Origin of the sequence: Candidatus Pantoea deserta (genome assembly GCF_003813865.1) — a bacterium.
GTDB lineage: Bacteria > Pseudomonadota > Gammaproteobacteria > Enterobacterales > Enterobacteriaceae > Pantoea > Pantoea deserta.
The window spans coordinates 24,126-46,813 of record NZ_RMVG01000021.1 but is presented as its reverse complement, the minus strand read 5'-3'; the positions used below and the strand labels follow the sequence as shown (position 1 = coordinate 46,813).

25 protein-coding genes are annotated in these 22,688 nt (G+C 56.2%); 12 read left to right on the top strand and 13 right to left on the bottom strand.

What is annotated here, in order from left to right; all coding sequences use genetic code 11:
* The first annotated feature begins 5 nt into the window (after positions 1-5).
* The 4 genes from BBB56_RS20240 (at position 6) to aroD (ending at position 5,052) form a co-directional block, all read left to right on the top strand.
* Positions 6-1,043, top strand: coding sequence for an LLM class flavin-dependent oxidoreductase (locus BBB56_RS20240; protein WP_123802718.1), 1,038 nt, complete (start codon positions 6-8; stop codon positions 1,041-1,043).
* A gap of 11 nt (positions 1,044-1,054) precedes the next feature.
* A complete protein-coding gene (locus tag BBB56_RS20235) occupies positions 1,055-2,521 on the top strand; it encodes an aldehyde dehydrogenase (protein WP_123802717.1) in 1,467 nt (488 codons plus the stop codon).
* A 209-nt stretch (positions 2,522-2,730) separates the two neighbouring features.
* Positions 2,731-4,119: a purine-cytosine permease family protein gene (locus tag BBB56_RS20230; protein ID WP_123802716.1), complete on the top strand. Its 1,389-nt coding sequence runs from the start codon at positions 2,731-2,733 to the stop codon at positions 4,117-4,119.
* A 78-nt stretch (positions 4,120-4,197) separates the two neighbouring features.
* Entirely contained in the window at positions 4,198-5,052 is an 855-nt protein-coding gene (gene aroD, locus BBB56_RS20225; RefSeq protein ID WP_123802715.1) for a type I 3-dehydroquinate dehydratase, read from the top strand.
* Here the strand turns inward: aroD and BBB56_RS20220 are convergent.
* Positions 5,049-5,759, bottom strand: coding sequence for an IclR family transcriptional regulator (locus tag BBB56_RS20220; RefSeq protein WP_123802714.1), 711 nt, complete (start codon positions 5,757-5,759; stop codon positions 5,049-5,051). The genes aroD and BBB56_RS20220 overlap by 4 nt on opposite strands.
* 171 nt (positions 5,760-5,930) lie before the next feature.
* Between BBB56_RS20220 and BBB56_RS20215 the strand changes: the two genes are divergently transcribed.
* Complete coding sequence (locus BBB56_RS20215; RefSeq protein WP_199756275.1) at positions 5,931-6,623, top strand: RraA family protein; 693 nt, start codon at positions 5,931-5,933, stop codon at positions 6,621-6,623.
* Complete coding sequence (locus BBB56_RS20210) at positions 6,623-7,570, top strand: hydroxyacid dehydrogenase (protein ID WP_123802750.1); 948 nt, start codon at positions 6,623-6,625, stop codon at positions 7,568-7,570. The genes BBB56_RS20215 and BBB56_RS20210 overlap by 1 nt, the downstream gene beginning before the upstream one ends.
* Before the next feature lie 596 nt (positions 7,571-8,166).
* Here BBB56_RS20210 and BBB56_RS20205 read toward each other — a convergent pair.
* Both BBB56_RS20205 and BBB56_RS20200 read right to left on the bottom strand, forming a co-directional pair.
* The gene (locus BBB56_RS20205) at positions 8,167-9,495 is read right to left on the bottom strand and encodes an MFS transporter (RefSeq protein WP_123802712.1); all 1,329 of its coding nucleotides are present in this window, start codon (positions 9,493-9,495) and stop codon (positions 8,167-8,169) included.
* A gap of 322 nt (positions 9,496-9,817) precedes the next feature.
* Entirely contained in the window at positions 9,818-10,402 is a 585-nt protein-coding gene (locus BBB56_RS20200) for a CGNR zinc finger domain-containing protein (protein WP_123802711.1), read from the bottom strand.
* Between the two features lie 235 nt (positions 10,403-10,637).
* Here BBB56_RS20200 and BBB56_RS20195 point away from each other — a divergent pair, with 235 nt between their 5' ends.
* The gene (locus tag BBB56_RS20195; protein WP_123802710.1) at positions 10,638-11,537 is read left to right on the top strand and encodes an alpha/beta fold hydrolase; all 900 of its coding nucleotides are present in this window, start codon (positions 10,638-10,640) and stop codon (positions 11,535-11,537) included.
* A gap of 53 nt (positions 11,538-11,590) precedes the next feature.
* Positions 11,591-11,806 (top strand): hypothetical protein, encoded by a 216-nt coding sequence (locus tag BBB56_RS20190; protein WP_123802709.1) that lies wholly within the window; start codon positions 11,591-11,593, stop codon positions 11,804-11,806.
* A 57-nt stretch (positions 11,807-11,863) separates the two neighbouring features.
* Here the strand turns inward: BBB56_RS20190 and BBB56_RS20185 are convergent, their stop codons facing one another.
* Together BBB56_RS20185 and BBB56_RS20180 are read right to left on the bottom strand one after the other, a co-directional pair.
* Positions 11,864-13,069 (bottom strand): diguanylate phosphodiesterase, encoded by a 1,206-nt coding sequence (locus BBB56_RS20185; protein ID WP_123802708.1) that lies wholly within the window; start codon positions 13,067-13,069, stop codon positions 11,864-11,866.
* Positions 13,070-13,500: 431 nt separating this feature from the next.
* Positions 13,501-14,460, bottom strand: coding sequence for a LysR family transcriptional regulator (locus BBB56_RS20180; protein WP_123802707.1), 960 nt, complete (start codon positions 14,458-14,460; stop codon positions 13,501-13,503).
* Positions 14,461-14,556: 96 nt separating this feature from the next.
* On the opposite strand from BBB56_RS20180, the gene BBB56_RS20175 reads away from it, so the two are divergent.
* From BBB56_RS20175 to BBB56_RS20165, 3 genes are all read left to right on the top strand, one after another.
* The gene (locus tag BBB56_RS20175; RefSeq protein ID WP_123802706.1) at positions 14,557-14,991 is read left to right on the top strand and encodes a DMT family transporter; all 435 of its coding nucleotides are present in this window, start codon (positions 14,557-14,559) and stop codon (positions 14,989-14,991) included.
* Between the two features lies 1 nt (position 14,992).
* On the top strand, positions 14,993-15,451 hold the full coding sequence (locus BBB56_RS20170) for a DMT family transporter (protein ID WP_123802705.1): 459 nt from the start codon (positions 14,993-14,995) through the stop codon (positions 15,449-15,451).
* Positions 15,452-15,553: 102 nt separating this feature from the next.
* Positions 15,554-16,540: an apurinic/apyrimidinic endonuclease family protein gene (locus tag BBB56_RS20165; RefSeq protein ID WP_123802704.1), complete on the top strand. Its 987-nt coding sequence runs from the start codon at positions 15,554-15,556 to the stop codon at positions 16,538-16,540.
* Here BBB56_RS20165 and BBB56_RS20160 read toward each other — a convergent pair.
* From BBB56_RS20160 to BBB56_RS20145, 4 genes are all read right to left on the bottom strand, one after another.
* Complete coding sequence (locus tag BBB56_RS20160; protein WP_369409921.1) at positions 16,512-17,048, bottom strand: hypothetical protein; 537 nt, start codon at positions 17,046-17,048, stop codon at positions 16,512-16,514. The genes BBB56_RS20165 and BBB56_RS20160 overlap by 29 nt on opposite strands.
* Before the next feature lie 32 nt (positions 17,049-17,080).
* A complete protein-coding gene (locus BBB56_RS20155; RefSeq protein WP_123802703.1) occupies positions 17,081-17,374 on the bottom strand; it encodes a hypothetical protein in 294 nt (97 codons plus the stop codon).
* Between the two features lie 171 nt (positions 17,375-17,545).
* Complete coding sequence (gene ycgZ, locus BBB56_RS20150) at positions 17,546-17,785, bottom strand: regulatory protein YcgZ (protein WP_123802702.1); 240 nt, start codon at positions 17,783-17,785, stop codon at positions 17,546-17,548.
* Positions 17,786-18,045: 260 nt separating this feature from the next.
* On the bottom strand, positions 18,046-18,795 hold the full coding sequence (locus BBB56_RS20145) for an SDR family oxidoreductase (protein WP_123802701.1): 750 nt from the start codon (positions 18,793-18,795) through the stop codon (positions 18,046-18,048).
* Between the two features lie 148 nt (positions 18,796-18,943).
* Here BBB56_RS20145 and BBB56_RS20140 point away from each other — a divergent pair, with 148 nt between their 5' ends.
* Entirely contained in the window at positions 18,944-19,849 is a 906-nt protein-coding gene (locus tag BBB56_RS20140) for a LysR family transcriptional regulator (protein WP_123802700.1), read from the top strand.
* A gap of 143 nt (positions 19,850-19,992) precedes the next feature.
* Here the strand turns inward: BBB56_RS20140 and mdtI are convergent, their stop codons facing one another.
* The 4 genes from mdtI to BBB56_RS20120 form a co-directional block, all read right to left on the bottom strand.
* Complete coding sequence (gene mdtI, locus BBB56_RS20135) at positions 19,993-20,322, bottom strand: multidrug/spermidine efflux SMR transporter subunit MdtI (RefSeq protein WP_123802699.1); 330 nt, start codon at positions 20,320-20,322, stop codon at positions 19,993-19,995.
* Positions 20,309-20,662, bottom strand: a complete 354-nt coding sequence (gene mdtJ, locus BBB56_RS20130) for a multidrug/spermidine efflux SMR transporter subunit MdtJ (protein ID WP_305036978.1) — start codon at positions 20,660-20,662, stop codon at positions 20,309-20,311. Before mdtJ ends, mdtI begins: the two co-directional genes overlap by 14 nt.
* Before the next feature lie 485 nt (positions 20,663-21,147).
* Entirely contained in the window at positions 21,148-21,477 is a 330-nt protein-coding gene (locus tag BBB56_RS20125) for a YdgH/BhsA/McbA family protein (protein WP_123802698.1), read from the bottom strand.
* 276 nt (positions 21,478-21,753) lie between these two features.
* Positions 21,754-22,554 (bottom strand): MetQ/NlpA family ABC transporter substrate-binding protein, encoded by an 801-nt coding sequence (locus tag BBB56_RS20120; RefSeq protein WP_123802697.1) that lies wholly within the window; start codon positions 22,552-22,554, stop codon positions 21,754-21,756.
* Positions 22,555-22,688: the final 134 nt, after the last annotated feature.

The window sequence follows — 22,688 nt, the reverse complement described above, 5'->3', positions numbered from 1 at the left end:
ACCCTATGAAACTGTCACTGTTTATCCATATGGAACGTATTTCGCCCGATGAGCCGCAGGACAGGCTCTACCAGGAGATGATGGAGCTGTGCGAAATGGCGGATAACGCCAGGATGCATGCTATCTGGACCGGTGAGCATCACGGCATGAACTTCACCATCGCGCCCAACCCGCTGATCAACATTGCCGATCTGGCGAATCGCACTAAAAACGTGCGGCTCGGCACCGGCACCATTATTGCGCCTTTTAGCCATCCGCTGCGCCTCGCGGGCGAAGCGGCGATGACCGACATCATTACCGGAGGGCGTCTGGAGCTGGGTATCGCACGCGGCGCTTACAGCTACGAATACGAACGCATGATGCCGGGCCTGACCGCCTGGGATGCCGGACAGCGCATGCGCGAGCTGGTGCCGGCAGTGAAAAAACTGTGGGAAGGGGATTATGCCCACCACGGCGAGTTCTGGCAGTTTCCGCTCTCCACCTCATCGCCGAAGCCGAAGCAGCAGCCGCATCCTCCCATCTGGATCGCAGCGCGCGATCCCAACAGTCATGAATTTGCCGTGACGCACGGCTGCAACGTGCAGGTGACGCCACTGCATCAGGGCGATGAAGAAATTGTGCGCCTGGCGCAGTGCTTCCACGAAACGCGTCAGCGGCTTGCGCCAGAAAAGCCATTGAAAATTATGTTGTTGCAGCATGGCTACGTGGCGGAGAACGAAGCCGACGCGCAGCAGGCCGCGCAGGAGCTTAACCGCTTCTACAACTATTTCGGCGCCTGGTTTAAGAATGAGCGTCCGGTGAGTCAGGGCCTGATCGCGCCGCTGAGCGACGCCGAGATTGCCGCCAACACCTGGTATTCCGCCGAAGCGATGCGCAAAAACCTGGCCATTGGCAGCGCCAACGAGGTGATTACCCGTCTCAAGCACTATGAAGCGCTGGGTTACGACGAGTTCGCATTGTGGATTGACAGCGGCATGTCCTTTGAGCGTAAAAAAGCCTCGCTGACGCGCTTCATTAATCAGGTCATGCCCGAATTTCATTAACAGGTGCCGAGATGGAATCGTTCAAACTTTTTATCAACGGTCAGTTTGAGTCTGGGGCAGCGACCTTCACCTCGCTCAATCCCGCCACGGGAGAACCCTGGGCGGAGATCGCCGAAGCGCGCGGCGACGAGGTCAATCGCGCCGTCGAGGCCGCCAGCCGCGCCTTTAACGCGCCCGAATGGCGCGACCTGACCGCCTCGGCGCGCGGACGACTACTGATGCGCCTGGCGGATCTGGTTGAGCAGAATGCCGACGAGCTGGCGCGGCTGGAAACGCTGGATACCGGCAAGATCATCCGGGAAACCCGCGCGCAAATCGCCTATGTCGCCGACTACTACCGCTACTACGCCGGGCTGGCCGACAAGATGGAAGGGCGCGTGCTCAGCATTGATAAAGCCGATACCGAGACCTGGACGCGTCGCGAGCCGGTTGGCGTGGTCGCGGCCATTATTCCCTGGAACAGCCAGCTGTTTCTCTCTGCGGTGAAAATCGGTCCGGCGCTGGCGGCGGGCTGTACGCTGGTGGTGAAAGCGGCCGAAAGCGCGCCAACGCCGCTGCTGGCTTTTGCCCGACTGATTGCTGAGGCAGGTTTTCCGGCTGGGGTCTGTAACCTGATTACCGGCTTCGGCGAGAGCTGCGGCACGGCGCTGACCACGCATCCCGACGTCGCGCATATCGCCTTTACCGGCGGGCCGGAAACGGCGCGGCATATCGTGCGCAACAGCGCTGAAAACCTGAGTAAAACCACGCTGGAGCTGGGAGGGAAATCCCCGTTTATCCTGTTTGAGGACGCCGATCTGGAAAGCGCGGCCAATGCTCAGGTCGCCGCGATTTTCGCCGCCTCCGGTCAGAGCTGCGTCGCGGGTTCGCGCCTGCTGGTGGCGGAGAGCATCAAGGAGCGCTTTCTGACGATGCTGGTGGAGCGCGTGCAGCGCATCGTGATTGGCTCGCCGCAGGAGATGACCACCCAGTTCGGCCCGCTCTGTACCCGGCAGCAAAAAACCCGCATTCAAACGCTGGTTGCCCAGTCGCTGGATCAGGGCGCAACGCTGCTGACGGGCCACTACGAAATTGATAGTCCCGGCTTCTACTATCCGCCCACCATTCTCGACTGCTCCGCTACGCCGCAGGCGGCAACGGTGGTCAACGAGCTTTTTGGCCCGGTGCTCTCCGTCGTGAGCTTCCGCAATGAAGCGGAGGCGATTCGCCTGGCCAACGCGACCGCTTATGGTCTGGCCGCGGGCGTCTTTACGCAGAACCTGGCGCGCGCCCATCGCGTGACCCGTGCGCTGCGCTGCGGCGTGGTCTGGATCAATACCTATCGCATGGTGTCGCCGCTGGCGCCCTTTGGCGGCTACGGACTCTCCGGACATGGACGCGAAGGCGGCATGGAGGCGGCGCTGGAGTTCACCACCACCAAAACCGTGTGGTTGCGCACCAGCGATGAGCCGATCGGCGATCCTTTCATCATGCGTTAACGCTGTTATCACACCAGGAAAGAACGTCAGGGACGACGTCACCCGCAGGCGCGCGTCCCAGGGATTTCGGCGGCGCGCCTGACGTAAAGGATAAAGCCACAAGCCTGTTTGTTATCGGGACCATGAGGGTCTCCGGGCAGGCTTTGCCGCTGTTCATGTACCCAACCCTACAGATCACAATATAAAAATCCCCGGCGTGGAGGATAAAAATGTCTCAAAACAACGTGATAGAAAACAAATCGGTAGACTATGTGCCGGAAAACGAGCGGCACGGCCAGGCGCGCAGCCTGTTTACCTTATGGTTCTGTACCAATATCGCGCCGCTGGCGGTGGTGACCGGCGCCATCTCTACCCAGACATACCACCTTAATATTCTGTCGGCGATCTCGGCGATTATTGCCGGGCATCTGTTCGGCGGGCTGTTTCTGGCGCTCACCTCGGCGCAGGGACCGCGCGTCGGCATTCCCCAGATGGTGCAGAGCCGCGCCCAGTTCGGTCGCTATGGCTCGCTGCTGGTGATCGGCTTCACGACGGCGATTTATCTCGGCTTTTTTATCTCTAACGTGACGCTCTCTGGCAAGGTGATTAATAACGTGATCCCGGCGCTCTCTCTGCACAGCGCGACCATTCTCGGCGCGGTGGCGGCCACGCTGATCGGTATCGTCGGCTATCGTTTTATTCACCGCATCAATAAAGTCGGCGCATGGGTGATGGGTATCGCGCTGGCGGCTGGGCTGATGGTGATGCTCGGACGGCCGCTGCCGGGGGATTTCTGGCAGCGCGGCAGCTTTAGTCTCAACGGCTGGTTTGCCACTTTCTGCATCTGCGCGGTGTGGCAAATTAGCTTTTCGCCCTATACCTCCGACTATTCGCGCTATCTGCCTGCTCGTATCGGCGTGTTTAAACCCTTTATCTGCACCTGGCTCGGCGCGTGCGGCGGTACGATTCTGGCGTTTCTGTTTGGCGTGGTGGCGGTGAATCTGGTCGGCGGCGACACTGAAGCGATGGCGGCGGTGCGTCAGGCAACCGGCTGGCTGGGTCCGATCCTGATGATCCTTTTTCTGCTAAACATCATCTGCCATAACTCTATGAATCTCTACGGCTCAGTGCTGTCGCTGATTACCGCGGTCCAGACCTTTCGCCCGGCGTGGCTGCCTGCGGCGCGCGTGCGCATTGTTTTTTCCGCCATTGTGCTGGTGGGCGGCGTGCTGGTATCGCTGGCGGCCTCAGCCAACTTCGTCTCTTTTTTCCTCAATCTCATCTGGGCGCTGATTGGCGTGCTGATCCCGTGGAGCGTGATTAATCTGCTCGATTTTTATGTGGTGAAGCAGCAGCGCTATGATATCGACTCTATTTTCCGCGCGGACGGCGGCTGCTACGGGCTGGTCAATGTTAACGCGCTGATGATCTATTTTGGGGGCGTGGCGGTACAGCTTCCCTTTGTTGAAAATGCATTTTTTACCGGGCCTTATGCGCATCTGATCCCTGGCGCGGACATCTCCTGGGTGATTAGCCTGGCGGTGACCAGCACCGCCTACCTGCTGTTCCATAAAAAGGGCGCTCGGTTAACGGCTCCGCAGCAGCAACGCGCTAATTAACGCCACTTTTCTTGCTCATGGCGAAAGTGTGAACTAGATCTTAAAACCTGAGTTAATTCACTAACAGGGAGCGGTTTTATGCTGAGAACACCTTTGGCGTTACTAATGATGATGGCGGTCTCCGCAGCGGGCGCGGAGCCGCCCTCCTCACAGGTCAGGCCTTTGCAGGTGGGCAATCTGACCATTCAGCAGGGCAAACCGGCAATAATCATTTCAACCACCGGCGCGGACAGCGAAAGCGCACTGGCGCTGGCGCGGCAGGCGGCGCAAACCCCTCAGGTGCAGATGGTGGAGCTGCGCGTTGATAAGCTCGATTTTGCCACCGACGTCGATAAGGTGACGCAGTTAGGTCAGGCGATGCGGCGCGAGCTTAACGGCAAACCTCTATTGCTGACCCTGCGTACCGAAGCCGAAGGCGGCAGTCTGTCGCCGGACGACGCCAGCTATATCGCGCTCTACCAGCAGTGGCTCGCCGCCGGTTTCGCCGATCTTATCGATATTGAAATGCGTATTGGCGCGCAGGCGGTGGATCGGCTGGTGGCGCAGGCGCATCAGCGCCATGTCGCGGTTATTCTCTCTTATCACGACTTCAAGGCGACGCCCGATAACGCTGAGATGTTACGACGTCTGACCTGGCAGGAGGCGCATGGCGCAGACATTTTAAAGATTGCCGTAATGCCGCAAACGGCGCAGGACGTCAGCCGTCTGATGGATATAACCTGGCAGATACGTCAGCGCAGCGATAAGCCGCTGCTGACGATGGCGATGGGCGGGCTGGGCGCCGTGACGCGCCTTTCAGGCGAAATATTCGGCAGTAACCTGACCTTCGGCACGCCAGGGGAAGCGTCCGCGCCGGGCCAGCTTGAGGTGCAGGCGCTGGACCAGGCGCTTAATACGCTGCATAAGGCGAACGCTTCATCTTCCTCCGACTAGCGCGGATAAAAGCGATCGCAGAAGCTCTTACTGGCTCCCAGCCGTAGTGACAGGCGGCTGGCGGTGTCCTGCATGGTGCGGGTAACGCCGGTTTTATGGCTTTCAGGCGTCAGGCGCGAAACCGGACCGGTAATGGCCAGCGCGGCAGCCAGCGTATCGCCTTCGCCAAAGACCGGCAGCGATAAGGCCGCGATATGCGGATCGCGGATACCGGCGGTATAGAGCGGCAGCTCTGGCGGCCGATCGAACAGCGGCTCCCTGAGTCCCCAGTAACGTAACACCTGCCCGATAGCCGAGTTGTCCAGCGGCAGTGAACTGCCTGCCAGCCGCGTTTCCCGCAGCCCTTCCGACGACTCGGCGCGAAACAGACAGAGACGCTGGCCCTCTTCGATAATGTACCAGGAGGCGCTTTCGCCGGTCGACGCGGCCAGCGCATGGAGTTCCGGCTGGACAATATGCGCCAGATGGAAAGATTGCTCATAAAGCTTGCCCAGGTAGAGCAGACGCGGCCCAAGCGAATAGCAGCCATTTTCGCGCCGGATCACATAGTGCATTCGCTCCAGTGAATTCATCAGCCGATAAACCGTGGTTTTATGCTGGCCGGAGGCCTGAGCGAGGGCGGTGAGCGTTAGCGACTCTTCGCCCGGTTTAAAACAATCCAGTAGTGACAGCGCTTTTTCTACTGCGACTACGCCTTCATTTCCCATCGTGATCCTCCTGATTTTGCCGCTACGGATTGTAACCCGCAATTTGTGATTCACATCGTGTTTACATCACAAATGAATCTTTAACACTGGCAGGCTTAACTAAAGGCTGGTTATAGTGGTTGTATATAGTAAAACACTGTTTTACAGAGTACAACAACCGGAGCGATAGCCATGACAGAACATACATTCTCAATGTTGCAGCGCGATATAACGCGCGTTGATGCCGAGCTGGTACAGCGCGCCGCCGAATTTCAGGCAGCGATTCTTGCGGATGTCGCGGGCCGACGCGGCACCTTACATGGTCGGGTTAAGCCGCTTAGCGCCAGGATGAAGGTTGCCGGCCCGGCCATTACCGTTGAAGTTCGCCCCGGTGATAACCTGGCTATTCATGCGGCGCTGGCTATCGCGCAGCCGGGCGATGTCATCGTTGTCGATGGCAAAGGCGATCAGAGCTGCGCGCTGATTGGCGAAATTATGTCGACGCAGGCGCAGGCCGCCGGTATTGCCGGGATTATTATCGATGGCGCTGTGCGTGACGCCGATGCGCTGACGCAGGGCGCTTTCCCGGTGTTTGCCGCCGGACTCAACCCCTGTGGACCAACCAAGTCTGTCGCCGGACGCGTAAATCACCCGGTATCCGTGGCGGGCGCAGCGATCCAGCCTGGCGATCTGATTATCGGCGATACCGATGGCGTGGTGGTACTGCCTCGTGCAGAGGTGGCCGCGCTGCTGGAGCTGGCGCAAAAGAAACTGGATGGGGAAAACCGCCGCCTTCAGGCGATTCGACAGGGAGACATTCGCGCGCCCTGGCTGGAAGAGGCGCTGCGCGCCGCCGGTATGCTGACCAGCGGGGAGACATTATGATGAGCCATAAGCCGAGTATTATCATCACCGGCAGCGATCTGGCGCAGGAAGCCGTGGATCTGCTGAGCGATTATCAGCTGGTTTACGCTGGTCGCCAGCCGAGCGAAGCCGATCTGATCGCCTTGTGCCAGCAGCACAACCCGCACGCGATTATCGTGCGCTATGGCAAAATCAGCGCGTCAATCATGGACGCCGCGCCCGCGCTGCGCGTTATCGCCAAGCACGGCAGCGGCATTGACGTGATCGATCAGGCTGCGGCCGCGCAGCGTGAAATACGCGTGCTGGCCGCCACAGGCGCAAATGCCGCTGCCGTGGCGGAACATACCTGGGCGCTGATTCTCGCCTGCGCCAAATCGGTGGTGACGCTGGATGCGCGTATGCGTGAAGGGCACTGGGACAAGGCGCAGCATAAGTCAATCGAGCTGGAAGGGCGCACGCTGGGGCTGATTGGACTGGGCGCCATCGGCAGCAGGGTAGCAAAGGCGGGCGTCGCCTTTGGCATGCAGGTAATCGCCTACGATCCCTGGGCAAAACAGCTGCCCGACGGCTGTGAGGCGGTGGAGTTGACCGCGCTGTTTAATCGCGCCGATGTGGTGTCGCTGCACTGCCCGCTGACCGAACAAAATCGCGCCATGATTAACCGCGACACCCTGGCGCAGTTTAAACCGGGCGCGATGTTAATTAATACGGCCCGTGGCGGTCTGATCGAGGAAGAGGCGCTGGCGAACGCGTTGCAGGACGGCACGCTAGGCTGCGCGGCGCTGGACAGCTTTACCCAGGAGCCGCTGACGGCGCCGCACCGCTGGCAGTCGCTGAGCAATGTGATCCTGTCGCCTCATATCGGCGGGGTCAGCGATACCTCCTACGTTAAAATGGGTTCAACGGCGGCACGCAATGTGCTGAGCGTGCTGCGGGCCGGAGCGGTAGAGGAGTCGACGTCGGCATAGTCCCTGCTGATAAAGTCTGTAACCGCTATGGCGCAGGTCTTGCCTGCGCCCTCAAGACAGCAGCCCATGGTCGGCTGCTTTTTTTTGCCTGCTGACGGCATTCTCGCTGTGTAAAAGACGACTCTCGCCGCCCGAATGGCGCTCTTCAGTCAGACCGCGCTGTGCAAGCCCCTGGTTTGCCTCTTCACCAGGCTGCCTGTTATCGGCCCGTTCGCCGATCGTGGCTGCCCGCTCGCGCCCCGACCGACATTCTCCGCGTCCTGGCCTTTGATTCAGACTTCAGCCTGCGGGAAGCAGAGCGTTGCTACGCCTGTGGGGAGCCGAACGGTAAGCCACAGGGCGTCTGACGGAGCGTCAGGACCGTTTATGGCTCGCTATGCAGACGCTGTCGTGCCTGCGCGGGCAGGGGCGTGAGCCAGCAGGTCGGGAAAACTTTCCCGATACGCCGGTTAAGGAGGATTCTGTGTAGGGCGATTCCCTGGTAAAGAGAGTGCGGCGGCAGAGATGTCTGAGCGGCGGATCGGCAGGGCGGCAGAACGGCGTTGAGAGATTGCGGATGTGCAGAAGCCGGTATCAGAACCGGCTTCTGCGTTAACTCATTTCACCTGAGCGTGTGCGTCAACGCGTAGCGAGGACTTTCGGCCCATGACCAGCACGGCAATCCCGCCCGCTGCGCAAAGCACGGCCAGCGGCACCATTGCCAGCGTATGGCTGCCGGTCGCCTGGTTAATCATGCCGTAGACGTTGACCATCAGACCGCCGCCAATCAGGTTCGCCACCGCGCCAATCGCGGCCAGGCCTGCCGCCGCCGTAGACGAGGAGAGCCATCCAGAGGCCAGCGCCCAGAAGGGTCCCTTCATTGAGTAAGCGCCGATCAACACCAGCGACAGGATCACCACGCTACCGCTTAGCGACTGGCTGATAAAGGCGGAAAGCAGACCGCCGGCGATCAGGAACAGCGTCAGTGCGGTGTGCCAGCGGCGCTCGCCCGTGCGGTCTGAGCTGCGGCCCCAGACGATCATCAGCACCGACGCCAGGCCGTAAGGGATGGCGTTAACCAGACCCGTGGTGAAGTTATCCAGTCCAAATGATTTCAGCAGCTGGGGCGACCAGACGCTGAGGGTGGTGCCAGCGGCAGAGGCGCCGGCATAGATCAGCGCCATCATCCAGATATGCTTGTGGCGCAGCAGCTGCCACAGGGAGATATGTCCAATGGCTTTGCGCTGGGCATTTTCCGCCGCCAGCGTAGACGACAGCCAGTTACGCTGTTCGGCGGTGAGCCAGCCTGCGCTGTCCGGACGGTTGCTGAGCACGAAAAAGGCCGCAATGCCCAGCAGCACCGCTGGAATGCCCTCCAGAATAAACAGCCAGTGCCAGCCGCGCATGCCATACCAGCCGTCAAGCGAAAGGATCGCGCCGGATATGGGAGAGCCGATAAAGTTGGCGGCGGGGATTGCCACCATAAAGGTCGCAATGACGCGAGCGCGGTATTTAGCCGGGATCCAGTAGGTAAGATAGAGGATCACGCCGGGGAAAAAGCCGGCTTCGGCGGCGCCCAGCAAAAACCGCAGCACGTAGAGCATTTCGCTGCTCTGCACAAACGCGGTACACACCGACACGATACCCCAGGTAATCATGATGCGGGAGATCCAGATCTTCGCGCCGATTTTCTGCATCGCCAGATTGCTCGGTACTTCAAACAGAAAATAGCCAACAAAGAACAGGCTGCTTGCCAGGCCGAAAACCGCTTTTGACAGGCCTAAATCTTCATTCATTTGCAGCGAGGCCATGCCGATATTGCCTCGATCGATAATGGCGATCAGATAGCAGACAATCAAAAAGGGCAGGATCCGCCAGACCACCCGTCTTACGGTTTGCTTTTCCAGCTCTGAGGGCGCAGTAGAAGCGTGCATCTTTTCAGACATGATGTACCTCTTAACAGAAATCGTCCCCGGCAAAGCGCAGCCTTGCGGGATGGTTGTTTTACTGTATAAAACTGTTATGTACAGAGTACAACTCAGTATCTCCGTAGTTGAGGTTGCCGTCAGAGAGATGTTGCAAGGTTGAGTGAGATGTCACAAAAAGATGTCAGGATGATAGCTGTTATGTGATGGCATTAAAAATTTGGCCGATTGGGCGCATTAAAAAAGGGAGATGAACAGAAGACTGCGCCGCTACGTCATAGAGAGGGGGCGAAAGCCGCCCCTCTGGCCGCCGTTCAGGCATGATGAAAAGCGTGATAAACGGCTACTGCTGGCTCATCTGCCGAAAACGGGCCGCCTTTGCCCGGTTGCCGCAGACCGCCATGCTGCACCAGCGGCGGCGATGCGCTTTAGTGCGATCGTAAAACCACAGCGTGCAGTCGGGGTGTTCGCAGTTGCGTACCAGCGCAAAATCGCCGTTAGCCAGCAGATCGGCAGCCTGTTCAGCCACGGGAGCCAGCTGTTGTTCCGGCGTCGCCGAGGCGTAGACGCGGTGGTATTCAGTCTGACCCTGCTGATTCAGGGTTAATTCGGGATGGCTTATCGCGCTGCGCAGAAAGTGATTCAGCCGCTCAGTCTGCCAGACGCCGCCGTTTTTTTTCTGCTCAACCGCATGCAGAATAACGGCGCGCAGCTCACGCGCCGCTTTCAGTAACGCGCCGCTGCGCGTCTTTACTTCTCCGGCATGTGAGGCATAGCCCACGTCATTAAGCCAGCGAATGACATCCGCATCCGTTTGGAAAAAATCATGAGGCTGATTTTCCACCTGCGCCACGGTGTTAAGAAAATCCAGCGCAAGGTGATCGGCGATATGCCCAGGCGCCGGGGTGTTAGCCGTTTCACTTGTCATTTTTACTTATCCTGCTGCGTGTATGTAACCGGTAACAGATATTTTAACCAGTTATTTCCTGAAGTACAGCCTGACCAGTTCTCTTATAAGTTACTGGTTTAAGGCATTTATTTATTTTGGTAGACATAAGGCACCGCTGATAACCGTTATAAATAACTTTTAAAGGTTATGGTTCTGTGCCAGGCTCTGACTGTAACCTGTAATAAACTACTTTAACGGTTAAAATGAGGTGAGCATGTCCAGTAACCAGCCCAGTCCCGTACACTACCGCTTTGTTGACGCCGATGGCGTACGTCTGTTTTATCGCGAGGCAGGCAATCCTGATTTGCCGACCCTGTTGTTATTGCATGGCTATCCCAGCTCTTCGCATCAGTTTCGCAATCTCATTCCTCTGCTGAGCGATAGCTTCCATTTAATCGCCCCCGATCTGCCCGGTTTCGGCTTTACCGAGGTGCCGGAGGCGCGTCGCTACCGCTATAGCTTCGATGCGCTGGGCGAAACGCTGAAGGCGTTTGTGAATGCGCTGGGGTTAGAAAGCTATGCGCTCTATGTCTTCGATTACGGTGCGCCGAGCGGCCTGCGGCTGGCGCTGGCTTATCCTGAACGCGTGACCGGCCTGATCTCGCAAAACGGCAATGCCTATCTGGAAGGGCTGGGCGATGCATGGCAGCCTGTTCAGCAATACTGGGCGCAGCCTACGGCGGAGAATCGTCAGACCGTCAGGGAAAAGGTGCTGAATCTGGAAGGCACCCGCTGGCAATATCTTCACGGCGTCAGCGATGAGACGCTGGTTGCTCCGGAAGGCTACATGCTTGATACGCTGCTGATGGAGCGGCCCGGCAACAAAGAGATACAGCTCGACCTGTTTCTGGATTACGCCAACAACCTGACCCTTTATCCCGCCTTTCAGCAGTTCTTCCGCGACAGGCAGCTCCCGACGCTGGTGATCTGGGGAAAACACGATCCCTTTTTTATTCCGCCTGGCGCAGAGTGCTGGCGGCGGGACAATCCTCACGCTCAGGTCGAACTGCTGGATACGGGCCATTTCGCGCTGGAAACCCATGCGGGCTATATTGCACAGCGCATCAGAGAGGTTATCGGCGGCGAGGATTTAATGACAGACTCTGCGGAATAGCATAGGGTTAATCTTTAAGCAGCGTCCGATAAGATCACTACCCAGGGGGCAATATGGATTACGTTATCGCCAGCAATCTGGATGAGCTGAATGAACTGCTCAGCAGTGGGGACCACAAAGCGGTGATGATTGGCTATGAACTCTCTGCCGATGAGTTTTTCGGTATTGCCATGTACTGGGGCGATCGCGGCGCTAAAATCAAACGCGTAGACGGCAGTTTTCTGGTTAAGCTGGGGAAAAGTACCGTTTTACCCGGCGACGAAATCTAGACGCTGGTATTAAGCAACAGGCTGGCCATCGGCTTCAGCGCGGCCAGCCTGCGCGCATTACTGAATTTCCGGCCAGGCGACCGGCGGAATGCCGTTGAGGTGGGGACGGGCAAAAAGGTAACCCTGGAAAAGACTGATGCCTGCGGCTTCCAGCCACATCCACTCTTCTGGCTTTTCAATCCCTTCGGCAATCACGCTGATCTCCAGCGATGAGCAGCACTTCAGAATAGCATGGACGATTGCCTGCTTTGGTCCGCTTTTATGCACATCGGTAATAAGGTTGCGATCGATCTTGACCTTATCCGGCTGGAAACGCGACAGCAAAGAGAGGCCGGCGAAACCTGCGCCAAAGTCATCAAGCGCGATGCTGATGCCGGCCGCCCTTAACTTTTTAACGGCGATAGTAAACTCATCCAGCCGTGAAATAACTTCGTTTTCCGTCACTTCAACAACGATCTGCTCTGGCACCAGCCCGTTCTGGTGGATCTCATTCAGCAGCTGTTCTACCGCGTTGGGCACCATGACCAGCGACATAGGGAGCAGGTTAACAGACAGTGTCTGGCCCTGAATGTTAAGCGCTTTCGCCTGCGCAAAGGCCACGCCTTTGGCTTTAATGTCTGCGGCGTAGATCGCTTCGCCTGTAAATTGCGCGAAATAGTCGCCGGGCGCGCCGCCGTCCGGGGTGCGTATCAGCGCCTCCAGCGAGACGATTTGCTGCATCAGCGGATCGATAATGGGCTGAAAAGCAAAACTACAGTCGGCGGCATCGGGCGGCGCGATAGTTTTTTGCTGTGAATCTTCAACCACGAAATCCCAGGTATCGATAGCGGGGATTTCAAAATAGTTGCCTTTTTCTCTCGCCTCGACAAAGGTGCGTAAAAATTGCAGCGCGCGATCGTCATAGGTGAGCTGATATTTTGTCGTTCCTTTGTCCAGCACGGCCTGCAGTACGGTTTCTTTATCATATTTACGCAGGTCGAACAGTTCCATTCCCACGTTGCCGAAGCGGCGCGAAGGGGAATAGTCATACATCAGTTCGACCAGATTATGATGGCGTTTGTCGGCGCAAATGCGCTCATAAATTGCGCGCACCGCCTCATCAGAACCTTCCAGCAGCTGAAAGAAATGGGTGCCGTCAAACAGCAGAATGCCGGTAACGTCAAAGGTTTCGTTAATTTTATTTGCATCTGTGGCTAAATTATCCAGCGTTTTTACAGGCACGTCGTCAGAAAGATGGCTGCGATAGATAATGGTAGTCAGCATGGATAATTCCAGTCTTGGCTTTGCAGAGGCACACATTAACAGAGGTTGTAAGGAAAATGTCTAGCGCTTTTTTTGAGAATCAAAAAAAAAAAGCAGATCCATAAATAGCTATTGAAACCGGCTTGAAATTCTTTTTACCGTTTTGCTTTAATTTCACCACGGTTTCAATGTTCATTTTTAATTCCTGTTATGCCTTATAATAAAAAAGCATTATTTTTTAAGATGTTATTTTTATCTCTGCGGCTTTAAAGTTTCATTCTGTATACCACTTTTCGCTTAAGGCTACGCCTGCTCTTCAGGTTTGACCAAAGAGCGTCGCCGCGTGGTTGCGTGCGGAAAGATGACTTTCATCTTGCTTAAATAAAGCAAAAGCAAGCAGCCGGAGCTTATTGAACCAAAAGCGCGCTAACATCACTGACGTCAGCGTCGCTTCAGAGCCTTAACGCCTCTTGGCAAAACGCGCGCTGCCAGTAGAGCGGCGCGCCATAAACCTCGACGAAATAGTCAATGACCACGCGTACATTGAGCGGCGGATGGCGAGTATTGGGATAAATGGCCGCTATTTGCTGAGGGGCAGGATTAATCCCGGCGTCATAATTCTCCAGCAGCCTGACTAAATTTCCGTTTTGCAAATGATCCCCTGTCAGCCAGTCGGGAAACAGAACCATGCCCATGCCGCCCAGCGCTGCGGTCAGCAGCGTCTCTGCATTGTTCGACGACAGCAGCGGCACGACCGGATAATGCACCCAGGGATTATCGCCGCGTCGGAAAAGCCAGCGATTCGCCCCTGCGGAGCCGCGATAAACCAGACAACGATGCCCGCTTAGCGCCTCTGGAGAGGCGGGTGCGCCATGTTGCGCAACATACTCCGGCGATGCGGCGAGATAATAGCGCTGATTCCCTAGCACGCGCGCGTGAAAGGAGGAGTCGGTCAGGGTGCCGATGCGGAAAATAAGATCGGTCGCGGTACGATGCGGATCAACATAATCATCGGTCAGCGTCAGTTCTATCTCCAGCTGAGGATAGCGCGTCGACAAACCCGCCAGCCAGGGCGCGATATGGCGCTGCCCAAAGAAAACAGGGGCATTCAGCCGTACCAGCCCGGCGGGCTGTAACGATCGCTCCTGCAAGGCCTGACGCGCTTCGCTGAACTGATTATCTATGGCGCGGGCATACTCTACGAAAAGACGTCCTGCCTCCGTCGGGATCACCGCCCGCGTGTTGCGATAGAACAGCTGCTGGCCCAGCGCATCCTCCAGCTGCACAATGGTGCGTGACACCATTGAGGCAGAGACGCCTTCGCGTCGCGCGACCACAGAAAAGTTCTGCGCGTCGAAAACGCTGAGAAAAAAGCGCAGCGCGCGCAGGTCGATTGAGCCAGTCGTATCCATTGATGCATTTCCTGCAAAAGTGTTTGCCAGACTATAGCGTTTTTCATCTTAATCCGCTGCATTATGCTGTTCCGCCTCGATTTAAAGGAAGCGGTTATGCAACTGATATTTATTTTTCTGGTGATAGCGGGCGGCATGGGGCTGTCGGTGGAGGCGGGCCTGCTTGGACCGCTGGGCCAGCAGGTCGGCGATCTCTGGGCGACACTGAGTATTTTTGGCGTTGGCGCGGCGCTGACCTTTTTGCTGATGCTGTTTTTCAGCCCACGCAATAGCCCGTCATTTTTCGCGCAGCCAGGCTGGCAGCTACTGGGCGGCATATTAGGCCCTGGCTATGTGGTGATCCTGACGCTGGCGACGCCGGTCATTGGGATTGCCATGACCATGATTGGCATTCTGGCCGGTCAGGTGTTTAAGAGTCTCATCATCGACCATTTTGGTCTGCTGGGAACGCCGCATCGCAGAATCGACGGCAAACGTATTATCGCGCTGGTGTTTATCATTATCGCGCTGGCGCTGGTGGCTAAGGGTTAATATGACAATTTTTATGATCTGTTTAGCGGTGCTGGGCGGCGCGCTGCTGAGTATTCAGGCGGCGATCAACGGCCAGCTCGGCGGTAAAGTCGGCGTATTCCGCTGCGCCTTTCTCACCTTTGCCCTCGGCGCGGTGGTGACGGCCCTGTTGATCTTCTTCTTTGAGCCGGCGCAGCCGCAGACCCTGCTGGATGTGCCGAAATGGCAGCTGCTGGGCGCGCTTTGTGGGGTTCCCTATATCGTGATTATGGTTCTGGCCGTGCAGCGCATCGGTACAGCCGTCGCGACCGTCGCCGTGATCTTCGGTCAGCTTGCCATGAGTATGCTGATCGATAATTTCGGCTGGTTAGGCAATGCGGCCATCGCCTTTTCGCCGGCTCGTCTGGCAGCCATTGCCTGCCTGGCGGTGGCGCTGTTCTTTATCTACAGCAGCAACAAGCCAAAAAAAGCGCGTCGCTGATCGCTACGCCTGCGCGTCCTGCGCAGGCGTGCTTGTTTCCCGCATCCGGCTGAATTTCAAATAACTGTTACACTGATTGTTGGTGCTTAACAGGGAGGAAATATGAAATTAGGCTTCGCATGTAAGTATCTGGATGCAGATATTAAGCAACGTTTCCCGTTTAAAAGCACAACGCGCACCCGCTTTCTCAGCTTAACGCGAGAAGAGCAAATCGTCCTGATCGAGAATCTGGCTCGTCTGAACCTGACGCATCTTGCGGGCCTGCTGGAAACGCTGGCAACACAGCCAGAAGCGCTGCGGATGATGCGTATTGGCAGCGATCTGCTGCCGCTCTATACCGTGCCTGAAGCGACCCCGCTCTACCGCGAGTTTCTGCCCGATCTCCTGCCGCTGTTCAGGCGCTGCGGCGCGCTGGCGCGTCAGCACGGTATTCGCCTCTCTTTTCATCCTGGTCAATATTCGGTGCTCGCCTCTGATAATCCTGATGTGGTGCAGCGAGCCATTGAGGATGTGGAGTACCATGCGCTGTGCGCCGCGCTGATGGGCTATGGCAAAGCGTTTCAGGACTTTAAAATTAATATTCATATGAATGGCAAAGGGGGATTCGAAGGATTCCGCCAGGCATTCGGGCGGCTCAGCCCGGAAGCGCGCAATATGCTGACGGTAGAGAATGACGAGATCTCCTGTTCGCTGGATGATGTGCTTCAGGCGAAAGCGCTCTGTCCCATCGTGCTGGATATTCATCATCACTGGGTAAAAGAGAACGCCTTTATCCAGCCGGACGATGCGCGCATCGCGCTGATCAAGGAGTCATGGCGCGGTGTCCGCCCGGTGCTGCACTATTCTATTTCTCAGGAAGGCCTAATCCCGACGCAGGGCTATCCCGATCAGCACAGCCTGGGCGTGGCGAAAACCAAACTGCGGGCGCATTCGGACTTCTATTTCAACCCCACGCTCAATGACTGGGCGCTGTCGTTTGACGCTTTCGATATTATGTGCGAAGTGAAAATGAAGAATCTTGCCAGCGAGCGGCTTTATGATTACGCGCTGGCCACGAAGGTTATCGATCCCAGCCGAGCTGCGCGGTAATGGCGCGCCGGTAGGGCGTATCGATCTGCGACGGAACCTGCATGATATAGGCGCGCGCGTGAGCCGCCTCTTCGCCGTTGAGCTGTTGCAGGTGATCAATGGCCTGCGCAAGCGTAGGAATCAATCCCTCGACGCGGCCAAATTTTGGCGGCAGGGCGGTCCAGATAACCGCATCCAGTTGGCGCTGGCGCGCCCAGTCGGCCAGCACGCCGGGGGTTTGCGACGTAACGGTGAGGATACCGATTCCGTCGACGCGCTCGTCAGGAATACCCTCTCTTTCCCGCAGCTGGATACAGGCCTGCCCCAGATCTCCGGTCGCCAGTCTGGCCCAGAAAACCGGCACGGCAGGCGCATTGATGCAGATTGCCGTTGCCAGTTCGCCGCCGTCGCTGGTGCGGGAAAATTCGATGGGCAGACGCGGACCATCCTGATGCCAGCTTCCTTCAACGGGCAGGTCGCCCGGTTTCCAGATCAGTGAACCCCAACCAAGACAGGCAATGTTCATCATGCTTTCCTCAGGAAAAGAGTGGGGCCGGTCCGTTAGTGTTTGCGCTTATCGCCGGGGATAGCTTCACCCTTGAAATGATGCTCGGTATTATTGCGATCCCGTAGCGCGACGCGCGACTGATCCGACTGGGTGTTGAGGTTCTGCTGCACCTCATTAAGGGCGCGCATCAGCGCCTGATGCCGCTCTTCATCCTGCTCCTGCTCCGCCATGCGTTGAAGGATCTCTTTCAGCGCTCGGCTGGACACGGCTTGACCCGACAAAATGAGTTCCATTGTCGCTTCGCCGATAAGGATGTCAGTTAATCTTTCGTCGTTACTTTTATACATAACATTTGCTCTGTGTCCCGCTGCACGCCCCTGAGGCTGGGGCAGGATTGAGGTGCGGTTGACTACAGAAAGAACCAGCGCACCTGGCTGGTGCCGGCATAAGCCGGCAGAAACCTGCTTTTAACTAAAGGTCGTGCCAGAAAAACGGAAATCTTAAATTGAAACGGGGAATTATCGTCCTAACAGCAGGCCAATCAGATGCTGAAAATGCTGCTCTTCTTCTGCGGTAGAGGCGACTTCAAGCCTTCTGACCAGCTTGGTGCAAATGCCTTTACGGTTAACATTTTTACCCGCGCGAAGAAGCTCAACCACGATCTGACCCAGGGTTTCCTGCTGCGAAGGCAGGCTGGCTTCACGAAAATAACGTGCGATGTCTTCAGAAGAAGAGAGAAGGCTGCTGCTCTGACGCATGATTTCACCCCAAAATGAGTTAAACGATGATCAGTCAAAAAAATGACAACTTGTACATCGAAAGAAAATGTGTACAAGAATATGCAAGAAAATTGCATTAACGTTTTTGCAAAAAATGCTCTCAAAAAATAGCCTTATCTGCCTAACTCTTTGTATTCTGGCGTAAGTAAGGGAAATTGTGAAGATCGGAATGTAAAAAACTTGTACAACTTTTACTGATATATCAGCCCCAGGGCACGCTATCCCCGGGGCTGATGGGGCTAAACCTGCGCCATACCGCCGTCGGCAAAGATCTCCGCGGCATTGATAAAACTGGCGGCGTCGGACGCCAGGAAGGCGACAACTTTACCAATCTCCTCCGGCTCGCCCAGACGACCCAGCGGCACCTGCGCCGCCAGCGCGTCAAACAGGCCCTGACGGCTGGATTCATCAACCAGTCCGCCTAAGCCGGGCGTGCGAACCGGACCAGGGCTGATAACATTGACGCGAATGGCGCGATCTTTCAGGTCCAGCGCCCATGAGCGGGCGAAATTGCGCACCGCCGCTTTACTGGCGCTGTAGACGCTAAACCCGGCGGTGCCCTGAACCGATGTGGTTGACGAGGTTAATATCACTGACGCGCCATCGACCAGCAAGGGAAGCGCCTTCTGCACCGTAAACAGCACGCCACGCACGTTGGTCGCGAAAATTCGATCGAAATGCTCTTCGGTGATAGCACCCAGCGGCAACATATCGCCGCCGCCTGCGTTGGCAAAAAGAATGTCCAGATGACCGGCGCTGCGCGCGATTTCAGCATAAACCGCATCGAGATCGGCAAGCTGCGAAGCGTCTGCGCGAATGCCCGTTGCGGCATTGCCAATCAGCGCGACGGCTTCATTCAGCGCGTCCTGACGACGTCCGGTGATAAACACGCGTGCGCCCTGTGCGGCGAGCTGCCGGGCCGATGCCAGTCCAATGCCGCTTGTGCCCCCGGTAACCAGTGCGATTTTGCCTTGCAGTGAAAGTGTCATGATCTTTTCCTCTCAGTTGATATGGTCAGATTTTGCTGCGTTCTGCTGTTGCAGCGCGTAACAGGAATCTATCCTCTAAACGATTACTGAAAAATCCTGTAAAACTGGAATGACTATTTCTGTGTGTGGATAATCAGGCGAGGGGAAGATGGATCAACTGATGGCGATCAAGGCATTTGCTCGCGTGGTGGAGGCGGGCAACTTCACGCGCGCTGCAGATTCGCTGGATATGCCGAACGCGACCTTGAGCAAAATGGTACAGGAGCTGGAAGCGCACCTGGGTATTCGTCTGTTGCAGCGCACGACGCGCCGCGTCACGGTGACTCCGGAGGGCAGGGAATATTACGAGAAAACGCAACGCATTCTGCACGATCTGGACGACATCGACGCCTCCTTTAACGTTGCGCGCAGCAGGCCGCGCGGGGCGCTGCGCATCGATGTCGGCGGCTCGACGGCCAGTGAGGTGCTGATCCCGGCGCTGCCCGACTTTATCGCCCGTTACCCTGACATCCGCATCGATTTAGGGGTCGCCGATCGCGCCGTTGACCTGATTAGCGATAATGTAGACTGCGTAATTCGCGGCGGTCCGCTGGATGACTCTTCGCTCATTGCCCGTAAGATTGGCGAAGCGACGCTAATTACCTGCGCCACGCCTGCTTATCTCAAGCACTATGGCGTGCCTGCCTATCCGGACGAACTTAAAAATGGTCATCGTCTGATCAGCTACCTGTCACCGCAAACCGGACGGCCGTTTCCTTTTCGCTTTGAACGCGGCGGAGAGAAGACGGAGATCAAGGCGGAGTATCGCGTGGGTGTTAATGAGAGCAACGCCCATCTGGCGGCGGCGCTGGCAGGGTTAGGGATTGTTCAGACCTTTACCTATGCGACGGCTGCGCATATCGACGCCGGACGGCTGGTGGAGATCCTTGCGCCGTGGCGACCTGCGCGCTACCCCTTTCACGTGGTTTACCCACAGAATCGCTATGTCACCCATCGACTGCGGGTGTTTATCGCCTGGCTACAGGAGATCTTTCCTGCGCGCGTAGGAAGGTAACGGCCAGTGAAGGGTTCAGGCGGGACGCGCTCTTTCTTTCCCGCCTTGGGGGAAGCGAATGTCTGATGCCACAGGCGAGCGCTTCATTCTCGCGTGCGCAGGGGGAGAACGTCTTGCAGCAGGCGCTGCAAGACGTGTCAGCATCAGGCCAGCTTGATGATAATCATACCTGCCAGCAGCAGGCTCAGCCCAGCCCAGCCTCTGGCGTTGAGCCGCTGGCCAAACATTATCCAGCCTGCCGCGACCGTGGCGGCAATACCAAATCCGCCCCACAGCGCATAGGCTACAGAGAGATCGATCCCTTTGACCGCCTGTGACAGCGCGCTAAACGCCAGCAGCACGGATGCCAGCGACGCGACGCCCGGCAGCGGTTTTTTAAAGCCGTCGGAGTATTTAAGGAAAATGTTGGCGGCGATCTCCAGCAGTATCGCCAGCGCCAGCCAGAGAATATGCACTGTATCAGCCGTGGACATGCTGCAACTCCTTCCGCTGCGTGGTGCCAGTTTTAATCAGCATAATGCCGGCGATCAACACCGCCAGACCACCGATTTTCGTTAGCGACAGCGATTCGCCGAATAACCCAACGCTAAAAAGGGTAATAAAGAGGATGCCAATGCCTTCCCATAACGCATAGGCAACGCCGAGGGCGATTTTTTTAACGGCAAAGCTGAGAAAAATATATGAGCAGGCAATCATTACCAGCATGACCAGATAACCTGTTGCGCTCTCGTCTACGCTGGACCATTTCATCGCCAGGGTACCGATAATTTCGCTAAAAATAGCGAGGAATAATAAAACCCATGCAAACATCATTTGCTCCTGAAACATTCATTAACTGTCTTACGCCGGGGAGGCGCGCATTTTGTATGGCGAACAGAAATGAAGTCAGGCTACAGGGCGCTGCGCCAGTGCTGGTCAGCAATATTCCAGAAAGGAAAGGGACGGGATAAAAGAAAAACGTTCGTAGAGGCTACGCGCATAATTTTAACAAGACATCCACACTGTTGCTTCTCATCGGTGGACGGATTGTACTCCAGTAATAAACACGGCGCAGTTATAGCATCTGCTTCAAGACTCTTCAATAGCAGTATTTTTCGGTTTTGACTTAAAACAAAGTTTATTGTGTTGGATCAAAGAGTGAGACGCCAGCGCGGTAGTTGCGGTGATTAAGGGTTGTAGTTACAACATACTTTTAAGCGGATTTGTAAACACATCCGCCTCCGTGCGGATTGCCTTGTCTGGAACGATACGCGCTGGCTCAGCGAAGCTCATCATTTACGACGCTGAGCCAGTCGCCATTACAGAATAAATCCGGCCGCAAGCTGCTCGTTGCCGCTGTGATCAGGCAACGTATAAAGCGTCGCTTTACCTGCCAGCAGGCGTTGTCCGTCGCTACCTGATTTGTGGGACTCGACATCGGTAATGTGATAGCCGACCGCGCCCGCCTCCTGCGCCTTTCTCACAAAAGCAGACTCAAGCTCTTCCATTGACGTCACCCAGCTTACGGACGTTATGCCAAAAGGCTGAACCGAAGCGATCTCGCGCGGCGATAAACCGGGACGAATTAATACGGGATTGACGCTTTGCGGAGAAAAAACAGATAACACATCCTGCACAAGCTCTTTCATTTGCTGGCTCCTCTTGGCAATAAGCGCATGGTAATGGCATAAACAGGGGTTATGGCACTCCTAATAAAGTCCAGTTAAGGAAAAGCGTTTTGGCTTTAATTGCTAATGAAATGTTATGGAAACAACGGTAGATAACTTATTGAGGATTCAGGGAAGATATTTTCATTTGATTACATTCTGGCTACATTTGTAATCAAAGCAGGCAAGCGCGAAGCGCGATTTCAGGAAAGGGCGAAAACGCCTCCGCCGGACAGCGGAGGCTGACGTTAAAGACGATTACCAGCCTTTAATAATATCGCCTTTATAAATTTCGTTGGCTTTATCCAGCACTTCCTGAGACTGGAAAGCCTCTTTCAGTTTCTGAATATTCGGGCTGTCTTTGTTATCTTCGCGCGCCACGATGGCGTTAACGTAAGGCGAAGCTTTGCCTTCCATGAACATGCCGTCGCGCGAAGCGGACAGATTCGCCAGGGCGGCAAAGTTATTGTTGATGATTGACACGTAAACCTGCGGATCGTCCAGCGTACGCGCCAGCTGCGGCGTGTCGACCTCAACAAACTTCAGCTTTTTGGGGTTGGCTGTGATGTCCAGCGTGGTCGGCAGCAGACCGGCTTCTGGCTTCACCTTAATTAGCCCCTGCGCCTGTAGCAGCAGCAAACTGCGGCCAAGCGTGGTGGCCTCGTTCGAAATGGTAATGGTCGCGCCGTCCGGCAGCGCATCCAGCGATTTAATTTTGCGTGAATAACCGGCGATAGGGAATACAAAGGTATTGGTGATCACCGCAAAGTGATAGCCGCGCTCTTTAGACTGCATTTCCAGATAGGGCAGGCTCTGGAAGGCGTTAGCGTCGACATCTTTGTTGAACAGAGCCTCATTCGGCTGCACATAGTCGTTAAAGGCCACGACATCGACATCCAGATGGTATTTATCATGCGCCACCTGCTTCACGGTGTCCCAAAGCGTCTGGTCTGGTCCGGTATTGATGGCAACCTTGATTTTACTGTCGTCGTCTTTGTTACAAGCGCTGAGCAGCGTAACGGACGCCGCCAGCAGAATAGAGAGCACTTTTTTGTTCATGAGCCAGATCCCTTTTATCGTAGGGAACGCACTATAATCTACATCTAGACGTCTGTACATCCATAGCGATGCGTTTGTGCATTTTTTGCCCGGATGAGCGGTGTTTATTGTGGGCAATAAAGTTAAATGCTCTT